Origin of the sequence: Pseudoduganella flava, assembly GCF_007830495.1 — a bacterium.
Lineage (GTDB): Bacteria > Pseudomonadota > Gammaproteobacteria > Burkholderiales > Burkholderiaceae_D > Rugamonas > Rugamonas flava.
In genome coordinates, this window is the sequence record NZ_VLKW01000003.1 from 231,548 (window position 1) to 248,390 (window position 16,843).

At 66.3% G+C, this 16,843-nt stretch carries 17 protein-coding genes; 5 read left to right on the forward strand and 12 right to left on the reverse strand.

Features of this window, described 5'->3' with window-relative positions; genetic code table 11:
• Nucleotide 1 precedes the first annotated feature (1 nt).
• The 7 genes from IP92_RS09165 to IP92_RS09195 all read right to left on the reverse strand — a co-directional run bounded on the left by IP92_RS09165 (nt 2) and on the right by IP92_RS09195 (nt 9,131).
• Nucleotides 2–1,645 carry a ShlB/FhaC/HecB family hemolysin secretion/activation protein gene (locus tag IP92_RS09165; RefSeq protein ID WP_229418730.1) on the reverse strand — a complete coding sequence of 548 codons (1,644 nt, stop codon included), beginning with the start codon at nt 1,643–1,645 and terminating at the stop codon, nt 2–4.
• Nucleotides 1,646–1,962: 317 nt separating this feature from the next.
• Nucleotides 1,963–3,930, reverse strand: a complete 1,968-nt coding sequence (locus IP92_RS09170; RefSeq protein ID WP_145874249.1) for an alpha/beta hydrolase family protein — start codon at nt 3,928–3,930, stop codon at nt 1,963–1,965.
• 117 nt (nt 3,931–4,047) lie between these two features.
• The gene (locus tag IP92_RS09175; protein WP_145874250.1) at nt 4,048–4,488 is read right to left on the reverse strand and encodes a DUF4019 domain-containing protein; all 441 of its coding nucleotides are present in this window, start codon (nt 4,486–4,488) and stop codon (nt 4,048–4,050) included.
• A 60-nt stretch (nt 4,489–4,548) separates the two neighbouring features.
• Nucleotides 4,549–6,747, reverse strand: a complete 2,199-nt coding sequence (gene paoC, locus IP92_RS09180) for an aldehyde oxidoreductase molybdenum-binding subunit PaoC (RefSeq protein ID WP_145874251.1) — start codon at nt 6,745–6,747, stop codon at nt 4,549–4,551.
• Nucleotides 6,748–6,751: 4 nt separating this feature from the next.
• Complete coding sequence (locus IP92_RS09185) at nt 6,752–7,705, reverse strand: FAD binding domain-containing protein (protein WP_145874252.1); 954 nt, start codon at nt 7,703–7,705, stop codon at nt 6,752–6,754.
• Nucleotides 7,702–8,343: an aldehyde dehydrogenase iron-sulfur subunit PaoA gene (gene paoA, locus IP92_RS09190; RefSeq protein WP_145874253.1), complete on the reverse strand. Its 642-nt coding sequence runs from the start codon at nt 8,341–8,343 to the stop codon at nt 7,702–7,704. The genes IP92_RS09185 and paoA overlap by 4 nt, the downstream gene beginning before the upstream one ends.
• Before the next feature lie 293 nt (nt 8,344–8,636).
• Entirely contained in the window at nt 8,637–9,131 is a 495-nt protein-coding gene (locus IP92_RS09195; protein WP_145874254.1) for a porin family protein, read from the reverse strand.
• A 233-nt stretch (nt 9,132–9,364) separates the two neighbouring features.
• On the opposite strand from IP92_RS09195, the gene IP92_RS09200 reads away from it, so the two are divergent.
• Nucleotides 9,365–9,733, forward strand: a complete 369-nt coding sequence (locus IP92_RS09200; protein WP_145874255.1) for a YbaN family protein — start codon at nt 9,365–9,367, stop codon at nt 9,731–9,733.
• Here IP92_RS09200 and IP92_RS09205 read toward each other — a convergent pair.
• The 3 genes from IP92_RS09205 to IP92_RS09215 form a co-directional block, all read right to left on the reverse strand.
• Nucleotides 9,730–10,299, reverse strand: a complete 570-nt coding sequence (locus tag IP92_RS09205) for a GNAT family N-acetyltransferase (protein WP_199271935.1) — start codon at nt 10,297–10,299, stop codon at nt 9,730–9,732. The genes IP92_RS09200 and IP92_RS09205 overlap by 4 nt on opposite strands.
• Nucleotides 10,296–11,027: a class I SAM-dependent methyltransferase gene (locus IP92_RS09210; RefSeq protein ID WP_158206727.1), complete on the reverse strand. Its 732-nt coding sequence runs from the start codon at nt 11,025–11,027 to the stop codon at nt 10,296–10,298. Before IP92_RS09210 ends, IP92_RS09205 begins: the two co-directional genes overlap by 4 nt.
• A gap of 67 nt (nt 11,028–11,094) precedes the next feature.
• Nucleotides 11,095–11,424, reverse strand: a complete 330-nt coding sequence (locus tag IP92_RS09215; RefSeq protein ID WP_145874257.1) for a winged helix-turn-helix transcriptional regulator — start codon at nt 11,422–11,424, stop codon at nt 11,095–11,097.
• Between the two features lie 80 nt (nt 11,425–11,504).
• Here IP92_RS09215 and IP92_RS09220 point away from each other — a divergent pair, with 80 nt between their 5' ends.
• The 3 genes from IP92_RS09220 to IP92_RS09230 all read left to right on the forward strand — a co-directional run bounded on the left by IP92_RS09220 (nt 11,505) and on the right by IP92_RS09230 (nt 14,531).
• Nucleotides 11,505–12,416 carry an NAD(P)-dependent oxidoreductase gene (locus IP92_RS09220; RefSeq protein WP_260070947.1) on the forward strand — a complete coding sequence of 304 codons (912 nt, stop codon included), beginning with the start codon at nt 11,505–11,507 and terminating at the stop codon, nt 12,414–12,416.
• Between the two features lie 94 nt (nt 12,417–12,510).
• Nucleotides 12,511–14,148, forward strand: a complete 1,638-nt coding sequence (locus IP92_RS09225) for an NAD(P)/FAD-dependent oxidoreductase (protein ID WP_145874259.1) — start codon at nt 12,511–12,513, stop codon at nt 14,146–14,148.
• The gene (locus IP92_RS09230; RefSeq protein WP_145874260.1) at nt 14,145–14,531 is read left to right on the forward strand and encodes a c-type cytochrome; all 387 of its coding nucleotides are present in this window, start codon (nt 14,145–14,147) and stop codon (nt 14,529–14,531) included. Before IP92_RS09225 ends, IP92_RS09230 begins: the two co-directional genes overlap by 4 nt.
• Nucleotides 14,532–14,545: 14 nt before the next feature.
• Here the strand turns inward: IP92_RS09230 and IP92_RS09235 are convergent, their stop codons facing one another.
• Complete coding sequence (locus tag IP92_RS09235; RefSeq protein ID WP_145874261.1) at nt 14,546–15,463, reverse strand: LysR family transcriptional regulator; 918 nt, start codon at nt 15,461–15,463, stop codon at nt 14,546–14,548.
• Between the two features lie 201 nt (nt 15,464–15,664).
• On the opposite strand from IP92_RS09235, the gene IP92_RS09240 reads away from it, so the two are divergent.
• A complete protein-coding gene (locus IP92_RS09240; RefSeq protein ID WP_158206728.1) occupies nt 15,665–16,147 on the forward strand; it encodes a DUF3016 domain-containing protein in 483 nt (160 codons plus the stop codon).
• A 6-nt stretch (nt 16,148–16,153) separates the two neighbouring features.
• Here IP92_RS09240 and IP92_RS09245 read toward each other — a convergent pair whose 3' ends face one another.
• Complete coding sequence (locus IP92_RS09245; RefSeq protein ID WP_145874263.1) at nt 16,154–16,771, reverse strand: hypothetical protein; 618 nt, start codon at nt 16,769–16,771, stop codon at nt 16,154–16,156.
• Nucleotides 16,772–16,843 lie beyond the last annotated feature (72 nt).

The window sequence follows — 16,843 nt, forward strand, 5'->3', positions numbered from 1 at the left end:
ATCAGTATTCGTAATTCAGGGTGAATCCGGTGGCGACAGCGGCGGTGCGGAATGCCGCGGGTTTGTGGACGGGTTTGCCGGCGAAGACATCGACCTGCAGCCCTTTCAGCTGGCCGCGCCAGCCGACGGCCGCGCCGGTGAGGCGGGTGCCCAGCAGTGCCGGGGCACTGGGGCCGGCGACGACGCCGTGGTCGAGTGCCGCGTACAGTTGCTGCTGCGTGCCCGGCACGGTCCACACCAGGTCGTTGCGCAGCAGCCAGCCCCGTTCGGCGATCAGGCTGGCCTCACCGTCGTAACCGCGCACCGTGTAGCGCCCGCCGATGGAGAAGCGGTCCTGCGGCACCAGTGGCGTGCGGTTCCATTGGCCGCGCCAGGCCAGCTGGTACGTCAGCGCCTGGGTCAACGGCCAGTTCGCGTTGACGTCCCCACTCAGCACGCGCGGGCGCGACGTGCCTTCGCCATACGGTTCCTCCGGTGCGGGTAGCGTGCCGAATGCCGACGTGCCCATCTTCCACGCCAGGCTGGCATCGACGGTGGCACTGCCGATGAATTCCTTGTGCGCGACGCCGAACGTGAAGCCGCCCATGCGGCGGCGCTGCACTTCCACTTCCGTGTCGTCGATGAAGTTGCGGCTGCGGCGCTGCCACGCGCGGACCGACAGCGTGGTCTTGCGCACCGCATCGCGATAGACGAGCCGTGCCAGCTTTACTTCCGTGTTCGTGCTGGTGCCGCTGTACAGGTAGTCCTGGTTCGCGCCGGCCACCGTCTGGTGATAGCGGTAGTCGTTGAACTGCAGCGTCAGCAGCCACCAGCCGTACGGCACCGAGTAATGCAGCGCGCTGCCGCCGGTGCCGTAGTTGCCGCCCGGGCTGTCGCCCGGCACGTGATGGTTCAGCGTGACGTAGAACAGGTCGTGCAGGCCCGTCGGGTTATCGACGGACAGCGTGGCGCCGCCCTGGTAGGTGCCGGTGGAATGGCTGCCGCTGTCGTCCAGCGACATCGACAGCCGCCACGCGCGTCCGCCCTGCCACTTGATCACGAGATCGCTGTCGCCGGGCTGCTCGCCGGGCACGACCTGGATGTCGGCATCTGCTCCGGGCACGCGCTTGAAGTTCTCCAGGCCCTGTTCGATCGCCCGCAGGTTCAAGAGCTCGCCGGGCCGGGCCGGCAGCGCGCTGGCGTAATGTCCATCCTGGCCCGGCTCGGCGAACCGGATCGCGCGGATGCGGCCCGGCACCAGCGTCAGGCGCAGGGTGCCGCCCTGTAGGTCTTGTGCGGCGGCGAGCACGCGCGTGGTGACATAGCCCTTGGCGATCAGCGCATTCTGGATCGCGCCCACCATCACGTTGATGCCGGTGCTGCCCAGGCAGCGGCCCAGGCCTGGCCGGGCCGCGTCCAGCGCCCAGCGGAAGCCGTCCGCCGCGTCGCCATCGAGCGTGACGTCGCGGATCACGAAGCACGGCGCCTCGCGTTCGGGATAGGTGCCGGGTGCGCTTGGCGGCGCCTGCAGGCGCACGTCAGGCTGCGCGTCGGCTTCGAGCTTGCGCCGTGCTTCCTCGCGCTGCTGCTGGCGCTGCAATTGCTGATCGGCGACACCGGGCGCGACCTGCGCGCACGCGGGTGAGAACAATGCGCTGCCCAGCATGGCGAATGCCAGCGGCGGCGCGAGACGGGACGGGAGGAAGGTGGAGACCATATGTTGACGCACAGAAATACTTCAGCAATGGAGTATAGCTTTATCGTTTCCGCATGGAAACTAAAATGATTGATTTTATATATTCAGATTAAGAAAATTGTTGCTTTTGTCGGATTATCCCAACATGAAGGCTGAAAATAGTGAGAATTGGTGAGAATCGGCGGGGCTTAAAAAAAGCGGGGCCGGGAATTAATCCCGGCCCCGCGTATCGATAATATGTGAGATTTGGTGAGAATTAATCTTTTATCAGCTTTGAGAAACGGCCATCATTTCAGGTTCGCCGCCAGGAACGCCTCCACCCGCTTGTAGAAATCGCGCCGGTCTTCCGCGCGGCGCAGCGTATGCCCTTCTTCCGGATACACGACGTATTCCACGCCCGGGTTATGCTTCAATGCGCTGCGCAGCCGGCTCGCATGCACCATCGGCACCCGCACATCTTCCGCGCCGTGGGCAATCAGCACGGGCCGTGTCAGCTTCGCCGCCTGGGCCAGCGGCGATACTTCCCGCAGCGCCGCCGCTTCCGTTTCGGGGTCTCCCAGCAATGTCCGCATGCCGTACTGCAGCGCCTCGCGCGACGCATCCGACTCGGCCACCGTGAAAACCAGGCCGATGTCGGACGGCCCGGCCAGGTCCACGGCGCAGCGGAAAATGGTCGGGTGGCGAATCAATCCCATCAGCGATGCATAGCCACCGTAGCTGCCGCCCATGATGGCGATGCGGCCGGGGTCGGCCCAACCTTGGCCGATTGCCCATTGCGCCGTGTCGGCCAGATCGTCCTGCATCGCCCGGCCCCACTGCTTCCAGCCCGCTTCGAAGTGGCGGTAGCCGAAGCCGGTACTGCCGCGAAATTCCGGCTGCAGCACCAGATAGCCGCGCGACGCCAGGAACTGGGCCTCCGCATCGAATTCCCACGAGCCGCCGCGCAGCCAGGGCCCGCCGTGCACCAGTACCACCGTGGGTAACGGCCCTTTCGCCTGGCCCGGCGGCATCGTCACGTAGACAGGAATCTGCATGCCGTCGCGCGCCTTGAAGCGCTGGAAGTCGCGCCGGCCCATCTGGGCGGCCACGATGTCCGGATGTTCGCTGCCCAAGCTGATGAGTTTGCCCGTGGATGGCGTATAGACCAGGTATTGCGTCGGCTGCCGGTCCGAGCTGGACTCGACCAGCAGCGCGGCCGAGTTGCGGCAATCGTCGCCGCAGCGGATGCGGTTGACGAGGCCGGGCAGCAGCGTATCGACCTTCTGCTGCACGTCCTTCATGGCCGCATCGAACCACACCGTGGTCTTCGCATCAGTCTCCAGGTGCAGGCCCAGCGTGCTCTTGGCAACGTAGTCGAGCGCCGCCTCGCCGCTGTAATCGAAGCCATCCACAGCGACGAGCGGCTCGGCCGAGCGCTGGCGCTTCGCCAGGTCATACGCGAACAGCGCCGTGTGGCCCTTGTGCGTGGCCGTCACGTACAGCGTGTTGCGGCTGTCGAAGAACGACGGCACGAAACCCGTGCTGCCGAGGCATGGGTCGTTCGCCAGTTCGCTCCACTTGGCGGCATCCTTGTCGCGGTACGACACGATGCAGCGGCCCTTGTCGACCGAGACCGCGATGCGGGGCGCCGAGTCGGCATCCACCAGCCACTCCTGCACCCGCGCGGGCATCGAGCCGGGCAACATGTCCGACAACTGCCGCGTGCGGGTATTGAGCCGGTACAGCCGCGACGATTCGGGCTGGTAGTCGACGTTATTCCACAGGTATTTCTGGACGATGATGTCGTCCGAACCATCGTGCGTGGCGCCCCAGTAGCCGTAATCCGCTGTCAGGATGCGGCTTTGCAGGTGGCTGCCCGTCCTTTCCGCGCGGTGCCGCCAGTTCCCCGAGATCAGGTGGGTGACGTTATTGCCATCCCGGTCCGCCGCAAACTCCTCGTAATTGCCTTCGAATTCGACGCGCCGATCCTTGACGGTGAAGCCGACCCTGTTCTCGTTGATCCAGTGGATCGACGTGATCACGGCGTTTTCGCTGTCGGTGGAACCGGGCACCGTGTACTTGTCCAGGTCGCGCGTCTCGCGCACGACGACCATCTGCTTGCCGTCCGGGGCATTACGCAGGAAGGCCACGTAGTTCCCTTTCGGGGACAGCTGTACCTTGCTGATATTCGGTTCGTCGAAGAATGCCGCGACGGGCGGCGCGGCCATTGCCGGCGCCGCCGCGACCAGCAGGGATGCAAACAGCAAGTTATTCATTTGAATTAACCGTTGTGAAAACCAACGATCATCTGGCAGGGCGCCGAATAATGTCAAATAAAAAAGAGCCTGCTGTTGTTGCAGATTAAATGAATCGCATCGATTATCGCGCCGCGCTCAGCGTATGAAATAACCGGCCACCCGCCAGGTGCCATCTTCCTCCCGCGTCGGCGTCACCGTCTCGATCGCATTGGCACGGTCGGTGAACCGGCTGGCGTATTGCAGCACCACGTAATGGCCTCGCGGCGCGCCGGGCAAAGTCGTGGCGTAGACGGACGACATCAGCGTCCTGCCCTGCACGGTGCCGACCGGCATGCGTGCGTCACGCATGCCCTTCTCCCACTGCGCAACGCTGACGGCGTTCTTCAACACCTGCGCGCCCTGCTCCCACGATGCCGTGTACCGGCCTTCATCGACCACCGCCAGCCACTGTTCCGCGGCCTGCTGGGCCGCGGCAAGCACCTGCGGGTCCTGCGGCGGCTGCACGCCCTGGGCATGGGCGAACGGGGCGAGGCTGAGCGAGGCGGTGGAGAACAGCAAGGCGGCAAGCAGTTTCATGACGGTCCTTTCCGGTTCGGGAGTAACGGCGCGGGCACGTTGCCCGCGCCTGCCGTCATCTTACGCGACTTGCGGCAACTTCCCGATCAGCTTGTCCAGCGTGATCGGGTACTCGCGCACCCGGACGCCGGTGGCGTTGTGGATCGCATTCGCGATCGCCGCGGCGACGCCGCAGATACCCAGCTCACCGACCCCCTTTGCCTTCATCGGCGACGACATCGGGTCCGTCTCGTCGAGGAAGATCACCTCCTGGTGCGGGATGTCCGCATGCACGGGCACCTCGTACGACGCCAGGTCGTGGTTGACGAAGAAGCCGAGGCGCTTGTCGACGACCAGGTCCTCCATCAGTGCCGCGCCGGCTCCCATCGTCATCGCGCCGATCACCTGGCTGCGTGCCGACTTCGGGTTCAGGATGCGGCCGGCCGCGCACACGGCCAGCATGCGCCGGATCCGCGTCTCGCCCGTGTAGGCATCGACCGCCACTTCGACGAAATGGGCGCCGAATGTCGATTGCTGGAACTTCTTGTCCAGGTCCCCGTATTCCATCTTGTCCTCGGCCACCACTTCGCCGCTTGCGGCCGCGTCGCGCAGCGGCACCGACTTGCCGCCCGCGCGCACGGTGCCGTCCGTGAACTCGGCATCCGCTGCCAGGCCGAGCTTCTTGCAGACGGCTTCGCGCAGCTTCACGCACGCGGCATACACGCCGGCGGTGGAGCTGTTGCCGCCCCACTGGCCGCCCGAGCCGGCGGAGACGGGGAAGTCAGAATCGCCCAACTTGACGACGACCTTGGCCAGCCCCACGCCCATCATCTCCGCGGCCGTCTGCGCGATGATCGTGTAGCTGCCGGTGCCGATGTCCGTCATGTCCGTTTCGACAGTGACGACGCCGTCGGCGCCGAGCCGCACGCGCGCCGCGGACTTCTGCACGAGGTTGTTGCGGAACGCCGCCGCCACGCCCAGGCCGACCAGCCAGCGGCCGTCGCGCACCTGGCCGGGCAACGGGTTGCGCCGGTTCCAGCCGAACCGCTCGGCGCCCGTGCGCAGGCACTCGACGAAGCGGCGCTGCGAGAACTTGCGGGTGCGCTTTTCCGGGTCGACCGTCGTGTCGTTGACGATGCGCAGCGTGACGGGGTCCATCTTCAGCTTCTCGGCCAGCTCGTCGACCGCGATCTCCAGCGCCATCAAGCCAGGTGCCTCGCCGGGCGCGCGCATCGCGTTCCCTTCCGGCAGATCGAGCGTGGCCAGCAGCATCCGCGTCAGCCGGTGCGCGCCCGCGTACAGCAGGCGGGTCTGGTTCACTGCCGTTTCCGGCTTGCCGTCCGGGAGGTCGCCCGACCAGCTCTCGTGCGCGATCGCCGTGATGCGGCCCTCGCGCGTGGCGCCGAAGCGGATGCGCTGGATCGTGGCCGGCCGGTGCGTCGTGTTGTTGATCACCAGCGCGCGCTGCAGCGCCACCTTCACGGGCCGCCGCGCCGCCTTCGCGCCCAGCGCCGCCAGCAGTGCCTCGGCCCGCACGAACAGCTTGCCGCCGAAACCGCCGCCGATGTACGGCGACACGTAGCGCACGTTCTCCTTCGGGATGCCGAGCGTCTTCGCCATGTCGCCCTTGCCCCAGTCGATCATCTGGTTCGACGTCCACACGGTCAGCTTGTCGCCATCCCATGCGGCGACCGATGCGTGCGGCTCCATCATCGCGTGGCTCTGGTCCGGCGTCGTGTAGGTGGCATCCAGCTTCACCGGCGCCGCGTCGAACGCGGACTGGAAGTTGCCGGCCTTCGTTTCCGGGTCATCTTCCTTCTTCGGCAGCTTGGCGCTGCCCTTGGCCTTGGCCAGGTCGTATGCGCCCTTCGTCTCGGCATAGCGCACGCGCACCAGGGATGCGGCGGCGCGCGCCTGTTCGAACGTCTCGGCGACGACGACCGCAACGGCCTGGTGATAGTGCTCGACTTCCGGGCCGGCCAGCAGTGTCGCCGTGTTGTACTTGCCCTTGCCCAGCTTGCCCGCATTCTCGTGCGTGACGATGGCCAGCACGCCGGGTGCGCGCCGTGCTTCGGCCGTGTCGATCGATGTGATGCGGCCCTTGGCGATCGCGGCACCGATCACGTACCCGTAGGCGGCGTTCGGTGCCACGTCATGGCGCTCATAGGCGTAACGCGCAGTGCCGGTGGTCTTGTACGGGCCGTCGATGCGGTCCGTCGGTTTGCCGACCACTTTCAACTGGTCGATCGGATTGGTGGTGGCGGGAGTGGTGAACTTCATCGCATCATCCTTTCTTCGCTTCGGCCAGCACAGCGTCAAGCGTGCGCTGGACGAGGGGAATCTTGAACGCGTTGTCGTGCGTGGGCTTCGCATCGGCCAGCAGCGCATCGGCCACGGCCTTGCCGCCGCGCGGCAGGTACTGCTCCGCGGCCGGCATGCGCCATGGCTTGTGGGCGACACCACCGAGTGCGACGCGGCCGGTGCCGTCGCGCTGCACGATGGCCGCCACGGAGACGAGCGCGAACGCATACGAGGCGCGGTCGCGCACCTTGCGGTAGATGTGCGTGCCGCCGGCGGGGCGCGGCAGCGTGACCGCGGTGATCAGTTCCCCGGGCGCCAGCGCGTGCTCGATGTGCGGCGTGTTACCGGGCAGCTTGTGGAAGTCGGCGATCGGGATCGTGCGCGTGGCGCCGTTCGGCTGCACCGTCTCGACGGTCGCATCCAGCACGGCCATCGCCACGGCCATGTCGCTCGGGTGGGTGGCGATGCAGGCATCGCTGACGCCGACGATCGCGTTGTGGCGCGTGAAGCCGCCGATCGCCGAGCAGCCGCTGCCCGGCTGGCGCTTGTTGCAGGCCATGTTCGTGTCGTAGAAGTACGGGCAGCGCGTGCGCTGCAGCAGGTTGCCGGCCGTGGTGGCCTTGTTGCGCAGCTGCGCCGAAGCCCCGGCCAGCAAGGCGCGCGACAGCACGCCGTAATCGCGGCGCACGCGCTCGTCCGCCGCGAGGTCCGTGTTGCGGACCAGCGCGCCGACGCGCAGGCCGCCGTCGCGCGTCGCTTCGATCTTGTCGAGCTGCAGGCCGTTCACGTCTACCAGGTGCGGCGGCGTTTCGATCTCGAGCTTCATCAGGTCCAGCAGGTTCGTGCCGCCGGCGATGAAGCGGGCGCCCGGCACCCGCGCGACCGCCGCCGCGGCTTCGGCGGGCGTGCGGGCCTTCTCGTAGCTGAAGACTTTCATGCGGGCCTCCCGGATATTTCGACAATCGCATCGACGATGTTCGAATAGGCACCGCAGCGGCAAATGTTGCCGCTCATGCGCTCGCGGATTTCCGTCTCCGTCAGCAGCGGGCGCTGCGTCAGGTCGGCCGTCACGTGGCTGGGAATGCCCTGGCGGATCTCGTCCAGCACGGCGACGGCCGAACAGATCTGGCCGGGAGTACAGTAGCCGCATTGGTAGCCGTCGTGCTTCACGAACGCGGCCTGCATCGGATGCAGTTTCTCCGGCGTGCCGAGGCCTTCGATCGTCGTCACCTCGGAACCTTCGTGCATCACGGCCAGCGACAGGCAGGAGTTGATGCGGCGGCCGTCGACGATCACCGTGCAGGCGCCGCACTGGCCCTGGTCGCAGCCCTTCTTGGTGCCGGTCAGGTGCAGCTGCTCGCGCAGCAGGTCCAGCAACGTGGTGCGGGTGTCGACGGCGATCGTCTGCTGGCGGCCGTTCACTTTCAACGTGACGCGCGACGTGACGGGTGCCGGTGGCGGCGCCTGGGTGCCGGCGCTCGGCTGCGCACCGGCGACGGTCGGCACGGCGGCGGCGGTGGCGGTCAGCGCGCCCGCGATCAGCAGGTCGCGCCGGGTCGTGTCGATATCTTCCATTGTTCACTTCCTTTGCGGGTGGGATGGTGGCAGGAAGGTTCGCTGCATGCAGGGCCTCTGGCGGGCCCATGAGAACCAATCAGTGATGGTAAATGCATTACGCGGAAGGGATGCACACGGTTGCGCACATGGGCTTATGAGCGACGCTCATCAATCGCCGGCCCGCAAAACAAAGATTTTTCGGCCGTACGCCCATAAAAAAACCGGCACCCCCGCGCCAAATACGCGAGGATGCCGGTTTTAATCGGCGCCGGAGTAACTCACCGGCGGCCGGGTATTTTATGCGGCTGGAATCAGAACTTGTAGCCGACGCCGACGTTCAGGGTCGTCGAATCGCTGCTCATTTTCTGCACTTCGACGCGGCCGAAGATGTTCGGCGTGAAGCTCATGTTCAGGCCGATGCCGTACAGGACCTTGGTGTCGCTGTCGTCGCTCTTGTAGCCGCGGTAGTCGGCTTCGACTTTCAGGTAGGAAGCGCCCAGGCGGCCGTACACGTCCAGTTGGTTGTTCAGCGGGAACGAGCCGATAACCGACAGGTGGGTCTGCTTGGCCTTGACTTCCGTGCCGTAGTATTCGAAGTCGCCGTGCTGGCGGTAGCCCAGTTCCACTGCGACGTTCTGGTTGATGCCGTAGCCTGCGAACGCGCCGATGGCTTTCTTGGTGCTGTCGAAATCGTCGATCTTCGTGCCACCGACGTCACCGCCGATGTAGAAGCCGGTCGGAGCGGCTGCGAAGGAGGAGGAAGCCATCAGGGCCAGAGCGGCGGCGGCGGCGAGTTTCTTGAACATTATATATCCTGATTTTAAGTGGTGAATTCCGTTCTTATCGTCGCAAGCGAAATCTTATTTCTATTGCTGACAGGCAATTATACAGTTTGATAATTTATGCTGCAAGTGGGCATAATGACCTAGGCATTTTCGGCAGGCGGTTCATCCAATAACTCCGGGTGCCTGCCGTGAAAAACGGCGGCCCGGCACAGCCTTGCGGGTGGTACGATCGATCTGTTCCCATGCATACCTCGATGAAATTCCTGCTCAATCTGATCGGCGCCATCGCCGTGGTCCTGGCCGTGCTCGGCGTATTCCTGCCGCTGCTGCCGACCACGCCGTTCCTGCTGCTGGCGTCGGCCTGTTTCGCGCGCGGCTCGACGCGCATGCACAACTGGCTGCGCACCAACCGCCTGTTCGGCAAATACCTGCGCGACTGGGAGGATGGCCGCGGCCTGCCGCTGCGCGGCAAGCTGGCCATCCTGCTGCTGATGTGGGTATCGATGGGCTATTCGATGACGCGCGTGCCGCACGTGGCCCTGGTGCTGCTGCTCGCGGCGATCGGCGTGGCCGTCACCGTGTTCCTGCTGCGCTTCGTGCCGACGCAGCGCGCGCGCCGCTAGCGCTCCTTCAGGGCAAACGGCAGGTACCAGTACAGCGCCACCTCCCGCGTGCCAGGGTGCAGCGCCCGGTACAGATGGTGGTCATGGCCGCCCAGCGTGAAGCCATAGCGCCGGTAAAAGCGGCATGCGGCCACATTGTTCGATTGCGTCTCCAACCGCAAGCCCGGCATGCCATGCGCCTGCGCCCAGCCGACCGCCGCATCCATCAGCTGCCGTGCCAGGCCAAGGCCGCGATGCGCTGCATCGACGGCGAAGTCCTCGACGATCGCATAGCCGCTCCAGCAGCGGCCGACGATCAGGTAGCCCACCGCGTGGCCGGCCGCCTGCGCGACGAATACGGCGCAGTCGGCATCGTCCAGGGTGGACCCGATCTCATCGAAATCGACGTCGTAGCGCTTGCGGTACGGCGCCGCCAAGGGTGTGGCGCGCGCCACGCACTCGTCGTCGAACGGTGCGGTCAGCTCGCTGGCGATCTCGAACGAAAAGTCGCAGTGCGCCAGCGCGGCGACCGATGCCGCATTGGCACGCACGATCGCGATCCCCGCTGCTGCCGGCGGCTGCGTCACTTGCGCAGTACCGTGATGCCTGCCTGGTGCTTCGACAGCAGCACCGTGAACAGGCCGACGAGCGTGCGCATGCCGGGGATGCGGAACAGCTTGCCGAGCAGGCCGCGCTGGTCTTGCCGGTACAACGAGATGTACAGGTAGGATGCGTGGGGATGTACGCTGAACGAGCGGAAGCCGACCTTCTTCGCGGCGCGGATGATCTTCGCCGGATGCATGTCGCGTTCGGTGACGCCGAATTCCTCCATTACGGCGCGCGAGCGCCGCTCGTGGCCGCGCCCAGGTTCCGACGTGATGCAGATGCCGCCCGGCTTCAGCGCGCGGTAGGCGCTGCGCAGTGCGCCGACTTCGTCCACGGCGTGGTGCAGGCAATCGAAGAACACGACCACGTCGAACTCCTCGTTGAAGGTCAGCGACTCGTAGTCGCCGCTGACGAAGTCCAGGTTCGCGAGGCCATTCTGCTGCTTCAGTCCGCGCCCTGCCTCGATCGCTTCCGGCACCAGGTCCTGGCCGATCACGTCGTAGCCCCGCTTCGCGAACAGCACGCTGGTCCAGCCCGTGCCGCACCCCATGTCGAGCAGCCGGCCACCTTCCGGCATCAGGCCCATCATCGCGCCCAGCTCCATCAGGTACAGGCCGCACTGGCTGTCGGACCACGGCTTGTGGACCGCATGCCGCATGCCGTCCGCGCCGATGTTTTTGAAGTAGTCGTACTCGCCTTGCGTTGCCATGGCCTGCCTGGATGGTAGAGGAACGCGGTATTCTAAAGGAAAGTCGTAATGTTCAAGCAACAGGCGGTCACCGGCGCGACTCGCGTGCCGCGGCATACTTGCGCCCCCAGTCCGCCACCGGCCCCAGCGCCTTGTTGAGCTCAGCCCCGGCGCGCGTCAGCGAGTACTCGACGCGCGGCGGCACTTCCGGATACGCGGTGCGCGTGACGAGGCCGTCCGCCTCCATCTCGCGCAACTGCTGGATCAGCATCTTTTCCGTGATGCCGCCCAGCAGGCGGCGCAATTCGCCCGTGCGCACGGGCTGCGCGTGCAGCTCGTACAGGATCACGGCTTTCCACTTGCCGCCGATGACTTCGAAGGCCGGCCCGATGCCGCAGTTGAACGGTTTAGTCGCCAAAACTTCCTCCAAAACTTACCAATTGGGTAGTACCTGATGAAAAAGTACGTACTTGACGGTGCAAATGGTACATCACGATACTGGCGCCTCCCACATCACAGGAGAACGCGATGAAACAGGTTGCCGTTATCGGCTTGGGCCAGATGGGCTCCACGCTGGCCCGCCTGCTGCTGCAGGCGGACATGCAAGTGCACGTCTGGAACCGCAGTCCGGGCAGGAGCACGCCGCTCGCGGCGGCGGGCGCCGTCGTGGCGCCAACGCCGGCGCAGGCCGTGCGCGATGCGCAGGTCGTCGTCATGTGCGTGCACGACGACGCCGCGGCCCGCAGCGTGCTGGCGATGGATGGCGTCGCGGCCGCCTTGCAGGGCAAGGTGCTGCTGCAGCTGACCACCGTGAGCCCGCAGGAAGCGCGTGCCGCGGCCGGGGAGGCGCATGCGCTGGGCGCCGGCTTTCTCGCCGGCGCGATCCAGGTCGCGCCGGAGCAGATGGGCAAGCCGGATACGACGATCCTGCTGTCCGGCGCGGCGGCCGACCATGACCGCGCCCGCGACGTGCTCGCGGCCTTCGGCGGCAACGTCGTTTACCTTGGCGAGAACCCTGGCGCGGCCGCCACGATGGACCTGGCCACGCTGTCCTACGTGTACGGCGCCGCGGCAGGTTTCTTCCAGGGCGCCGCACTGGCCGGGCGCGAGGGACTGGACGTGCGCGCCTATGGCGACATCGTGCATGCGATGTCGCCATCGTTCGGCGCCTTCCTGCGCCACGAGGCCGGGTCGATCGCCGCGGAGGATTACGCGGTTTCACAAAGCCCGCTGTCGATTTCCGTCGATGCAACCCGGCGCATCGAGGAAGCGATGCGGGAGCGACGCCTGCATGCCGGCTTGCCCGCGCTGATCGCGCAGTTGCTGCGCGATGCGGACCGCGCCGGGTTCGGCGGCGAGGAATTCGCGGCCGTGGTAAAAGTGCTGCGAGCGGAACCTGCGCCGAGCTGATCGCCGCAAGCGATCACGAACACCGCGCTGCTGTCGACGCCGGCGCCGTCCCCCGCGACGATGTGGCTGTCATGATGGATCGGAAAGGAGCGCGATGCGGCAGACAGGTTCCCCCCTCGGTTCGCCCGGCAGTCCGGCCGACAGTTCGGGCCTCAGCCGCCGGCGCATGCTGGCGCTGGTGGGCAAGACGTTCGGCGGCGCGGCGATGTACCACGCGATGACGTCGCTGGGCTTTGCGCAGGCTTCGCCGTTCCAGGGGCCGCCGCGGCTCGATGGCGCGCCGAAAGGCACGAAGGTGCTGGTGCTGGGCGCCGGCATGGCCGGCCTGGTGGCGGCGTACGAATTGCGCAACGCGGGCTACGACGTGCAGGTGCTCGAATATAACGGGCGCGCCGGTGGCCGCAGCTGGACGATCCGCGGCGGCGACCGCTACACGGAGCTGGGCGGCGCCACGCAAGTGTGCCGCTTCGCGCAGGGCGAATACGTGAACCCGGGGCCGTGGCGCATCCCCTACCACCATCACGGCATGCTGGATTACGCGCGCCGCCTCAACGTGCCGCTCGAACCCTTCATCCAGGTCAATTACAACGCTTACCTGCACAGCCCCGGCGCATTCGGCGGCAAGCCGCAGCGCTACCGCGCCGTGCAGGCCGACTACAACGGTCACGTGGCGGAGCTGCTGGCCAAGGCCGCCAACCGGGGCGGGCTCGATGGCGACATCAGTGCCGAGGAAAAGGACAAGCTGCTCGAATCGCTGGCATCGTTCGGGGGACTGGACAAGGACCTGCTGTACGCGAAAGGCTTCGTGTCGAGCGAGCGGCGCGGCTATGACGTGCCGCCCGGCGGGGGCCTGATGGCCCGCGCCCAGTATTCGACGCCGGTCGCGCGCAGTGAACTGGTGCGCTCGCGGCTGTGGCAAAGCCTGGCGGTCGCGCACCAGTATGAATTCCAGACCAGCATCTTCCAGCCGAAGGGCGGCATGGACCGCATCGCGCTGGCGCTGTACGAACGGGTGAAACCGCACGTGCAGTTCCATGCGAAGGTGACGGCGATCGCCCAGGATGCGCGCGGCGTCACCGTGACGTATGAAGATGCGCGCCAGCCGGGCCGGGGCGTCCGGCAAGCGAAGGCCGACTGGTGCGTGTGCACGATTCCATTGTCGATCCTGAGCCAGGTCGACTTGCAGGCGCGCCCCGAACTGCTGGCCGCCATCGAGGCGGTGCCGTATGCGGCCGCGTTCAAGGCCGGCCTGCAATTCAAGCGCCGCTTCTGGGAGCAGGACGACGGCATCTTCGGCGGCATCTCGTACACGGAGCTGCCGATCAACCGCATCAGCTACCCCAACGCGGGCTTCAACGCCCAGGGACCGGCCGTCGTGCTGGGCGCCTACATGTTCGGGCCGAACGCGTTCGAGTTCTCGGCGATGGACCCGGCCGACCGGCTGCGCGAAGTCGTGCGCCAGGGTGGCCAGATGCACCCGCAGTACGAACGCGAATTCGACAATGGCGTGTCGGTCGGCTGGCACCGCGTCCCATGGATCAACGGCTGCATGGCGACGTGGACCGACAAGACGCGCGATCGGCATTACGACAACCTGTGCGCCATCGACAATCGCCTCGTGCTGGCCGGCGAGCACGCATCGTTCATCGGCGGCTGGCAGGAAGGCGCCGTGCTGTCCGCGCAGGATGCCATCACGCGGCTGCATGCGAAGATCAAGGCGGCCAAGGCATGAAAACATTCCTCATTCCTCTCATCCTCGCACTCGCCTGCGGCAGCACGGCGGCGGCCGATGTGCCGCAGCTGTCGAAAGGCTTTCGCTTCGCCCAGCAGGACGGCAAGGCGCTGTACGCGGCCAGCTGCCAGGGCTGCCACATGGCGCATGGCGAAGGGGCGCGCGGCGCCGGCTTCTATCCGAAGCTGGCGGACAACCCGCGCGTGCAAAGCCAGGACTACGTGGCGTACCGCGTCGTGCGCGGCTACCGCGGCATGCCGCCATTTGCCGGCATGATGAGCGACGAGCAGATCGCCGCCGTCGTCACCTATGTGCGGTCGAACCTCGGCCACGTGGACGGGCCGCCGATGCCCGCGGAGGACGTGCGCAAGCTGCGCGAATAAAGTGGCCGCCGCCGTCAGGCAAACGCCACGTCGCGCAGCCGGGCCAGCGAGCGCGTCATCGACACGAATTCCGCGACGCCGCCGCTGCAGTGGCGCGTGCCCTTCGTGATGATGGCGACTTCGCGCTCGGCCACGGGGCGGCCCGCGACGGCCGTCTTCTTGATGCGGCGCGCCGCGATCGGATGGCTGAAGAGCCGTTCGGGCAGCAGGCAGAACGTGTCGGTGCTCGACACGTGGTCGATCGCGGCGATCAACGAGCTGGACGAATACACGGTCTGCGGCATGCGCCAGCCCCATTTGTCGAACACGTCGCGCAGCTCGTCCTGCGGCTGCTTCGCGCTGTTCGCTTCGCTGAACACGATCCACGGCCTTTCGGCCAGCGCACCGCCGTCGACCAAGGCATCCGGCGCACCGGGCCGGCTGGCGATGAACAGCGCCTCCGTGTAGATCGGCTCCACGCTGAGGTTGCCCCGGTTCAGGCCGGGCGGCACTTCCGAGATGACGACGTTCAGCCGGCCCTCGCGCAGCAGGTCGACGAGGTCGCCCGGCGCGCCATGCTGCACGTGCACGTTCGCATGCATGTTGCGCCGCTTGAAGTCCTCGGACACGCGCGGCACCAGCGTCAGCGCCGGATCGATGCTGGCGCCGACGACAACGGTGACGCGCTCGCCCTGCCGCTTCGCCGCCAGCATCGCCATCGCCTCGTCGACTTCGCCGAGAATCGAGCGGGCATAGGTGAGCAGCTGGCGGCCCGGTTCCGTCAGCAGCAGCCCGGCGGGCGTGCGCAGCATCAGCTCGACGCCATGCGCCGCCTCCAGCTTGGCGACGCTTTTCGTCAGCGCCGCCTGCGAGACGCACAATGCCCGCGCCGCCGCCCGGAATCCGCCCTGCTCGATGACGGCAACGAAGTCGCGCAGCTGTTGCAGTGTCATGTTCCTCCCGTAATCACGTGGACACCGATCCTCATGCGAATTTCGTGCCAGCAAGTATCGGGCGCCGGCGTGCCGCGCGCACCGCCAGGCCGCTTCAAAGCGGTGCGCGTTGTGCTGGGCTGGTGCGTAACGGCTTGTATCGGACGATTGCAGCGCGTTCGAAAGGACGTATATTCGGCATATACGTTGAAAGGAAATACGATGAAAACGATGTTACGCGCGGCAGGCTTGACGGCCCTGCTGCTGACGGCGGGCCTCGCATCGGCCGGCACCGCGACCGTCACCTACGGCCCGCTCGACAAGATGACGGACGTGCCCCGCTTCGCGTCCGACCGCGAAGGGATGGAAGCGCACTTCCGCGAGCACATGGGAAAACTCGCCGAGCAACTGCCGGCCGGCCAGGTACTGAAGGTGGAATTCGTCGACATCGACCTGGCGGGCGACCAGTTCCCCCGCGTGGCGATCCAGGACGTGCGCGTGCTGAAGGGCCGTGCCGACTGGCCGCGCATGGAACTGCGCTGGAGCGTGGAGCAGGACGGCACGGTCGTCAGCAGCGGCACCAGCAAGGTGGCCGATCCGAACTACCTGATGAGCTCGAATCGCTACAACAACGAGATGTACGGGTACGAGAAGGAGATGCTGGACGACTGGTTCAGGAAGGAAGTGTTGAAGAAGAAGCGCTGACCGGCGTCACGCGAACGCCGCGCTGCCGAAGCGCCAGTACAGGAAGGCCATCTGGGACGCGAGCAGCATCAGGCCGCCGTTGGTCCACGCGAACGCCGCAAGGCGCACCCGCTCCCATGGCAGCGGACGTGGCGGCACCAGGCGGGCAGCGAGCGTGCCGAGTATCCAGCTGCAGGTCGCGATGATGGCCAGGGTGATCGTCATGACATACCAGCCCGATATGGGCGGCGGTTCGCACTCGCATTCACGTACGAACATGGTTTGCGCGAGCGAGTTATGGGCAATGATTATGAGCGCCGCGAGCAGCCCAGGCACGAACAGCAAGGCCGCGCGCCTCCGATGGATCGCAATCTGCCAAACCAGGAAGGCCAGGAAAATGGCAGCGACGGGGATGTAGAAACTCAGGAGCTGCACCTGGTTGCCGAGCGCAGCGACAGCTTTGTCGAGAGGGACGCCATCGACGAGCGCGCTGACGACGTCGTCCGTGACCCCAGATCCGCCCACTAAGCTGACCGGCCAGCCGACCACGATGGCCACACCCGACAGCACACGCGCCTTCTGCCTGGCCCAGTCCAGCTCCGGGTCATAGTCCTCGTCCACATCCTGCGTTGCGTGTTCCGGCATTCGCCCAGCTCCAGTTCGTCGATGCCGGATTGTGCCAGATAGTTCCTGCGAGAAATCTATCGAAATCTCTCC

Excerpts from the sequence above, each read along its gene's own strand:
- IP92_RS09175 (WP_145874250.1), bottom strand. The coding sequence starts at position 4,488 with ATGAAACTGCTTGCCGCCTTGCTGTTCTCCACCGCCTCGCTCAGCCTC.
- paoA (WP_145874253.1), bottom strand. The coding sequence starts at position 8,343 with ATGGAAGATATCGACACGACCCGGCGCGACCTGCTGATCGCGGGCGCG.
- IP92_RS09195 (WP_145874254.1), bottom strand. The coding sequence starts at position 9,131 with ATGTTCAAGAAACTCGCCGCCGCCGCCGCTCTGGCCCTGATGGCTTCC.
- IP92_RS09185 (WP_145874252.1), bottom strand. The coding sequence starts at position 7,705 with ATGAAAGTCTTCAGCTACGAGAAGGCCCGCACGCCCGCCGAAGCCGCG.
- IP92_RS09165 (WP_229418730.1), bottom strand. The coding sequence starts at position 1,645 with ATGCTGGGCAGCGCATTGTTCTCACCCGCGTGCGCGCAGGTCGCGCCC.
- IP92_RS09245 (WP_145874263.1), bottom strand. The coding sequence starts at position 16,771 with ATGCCGGAACACGCAACGCAGGATGTGGACGAGGACTATGACCCGGAG.
- IP92_RS09235 (WP_145874261.1), bottom strand. The coding sequence starts at position 15,463 with ATGACACTGCAACAGCTGCGCGACTTCGTTGCCGTCATCGAGCAGGGC.
- IP92_RS09230 (WP_145874260.1), top strand. The coding sequence starts at position 14,145 with ATGAAAACATTCCTCATTCCTCTCATCCTCGCACTCGCCTGCGGCAGC.
- IP92_RS09225 (WP_145874259.1), top strand. The coding sequence starts at position 12,511 with ATGCGGCAGACAGGTTCCCCCCTCGGTTCGCCCGGCAGTCCGGCCGAC.
- paoC (WP_145874251.1), bottom strand. The coding sequence starts at position 6,747 with ATGAAGTTCACCACTCCCGCCACCACCAATCCGATCGACCAGTTGAAA.
- IP92_RS09240 (WP_158206728.1), top strand. The coding sequence starts at position 15,665 with ATGAAAACGATGTTACGCGCGGCAGGCTTGACGGCCCTGCTGCTGACG.
- IP92_RS09200 (WP_145874255.1), top strand. The coding sequence starts at position 9,365 with ATGAAATTCCTGCTCAATCTGATCGGCGCCATCGCCGTGGTCCTGGCC.
- IP92_RS09170 (WP_145874249.1), bottom strand. The coding sequence starts at position 3,930 with ATGAATAACTTGCTGTTTGCATCCCTGCTGGTCGCGGCGGCGCCGGCA.
- IP92_RS09210 (WP_158206727.1), bottom strand. The coding sequence starts at position 11,027 with ATGGCAACGCAAGGCGAGTACGACTACTTCAAAAACATCGGCGCGGAC.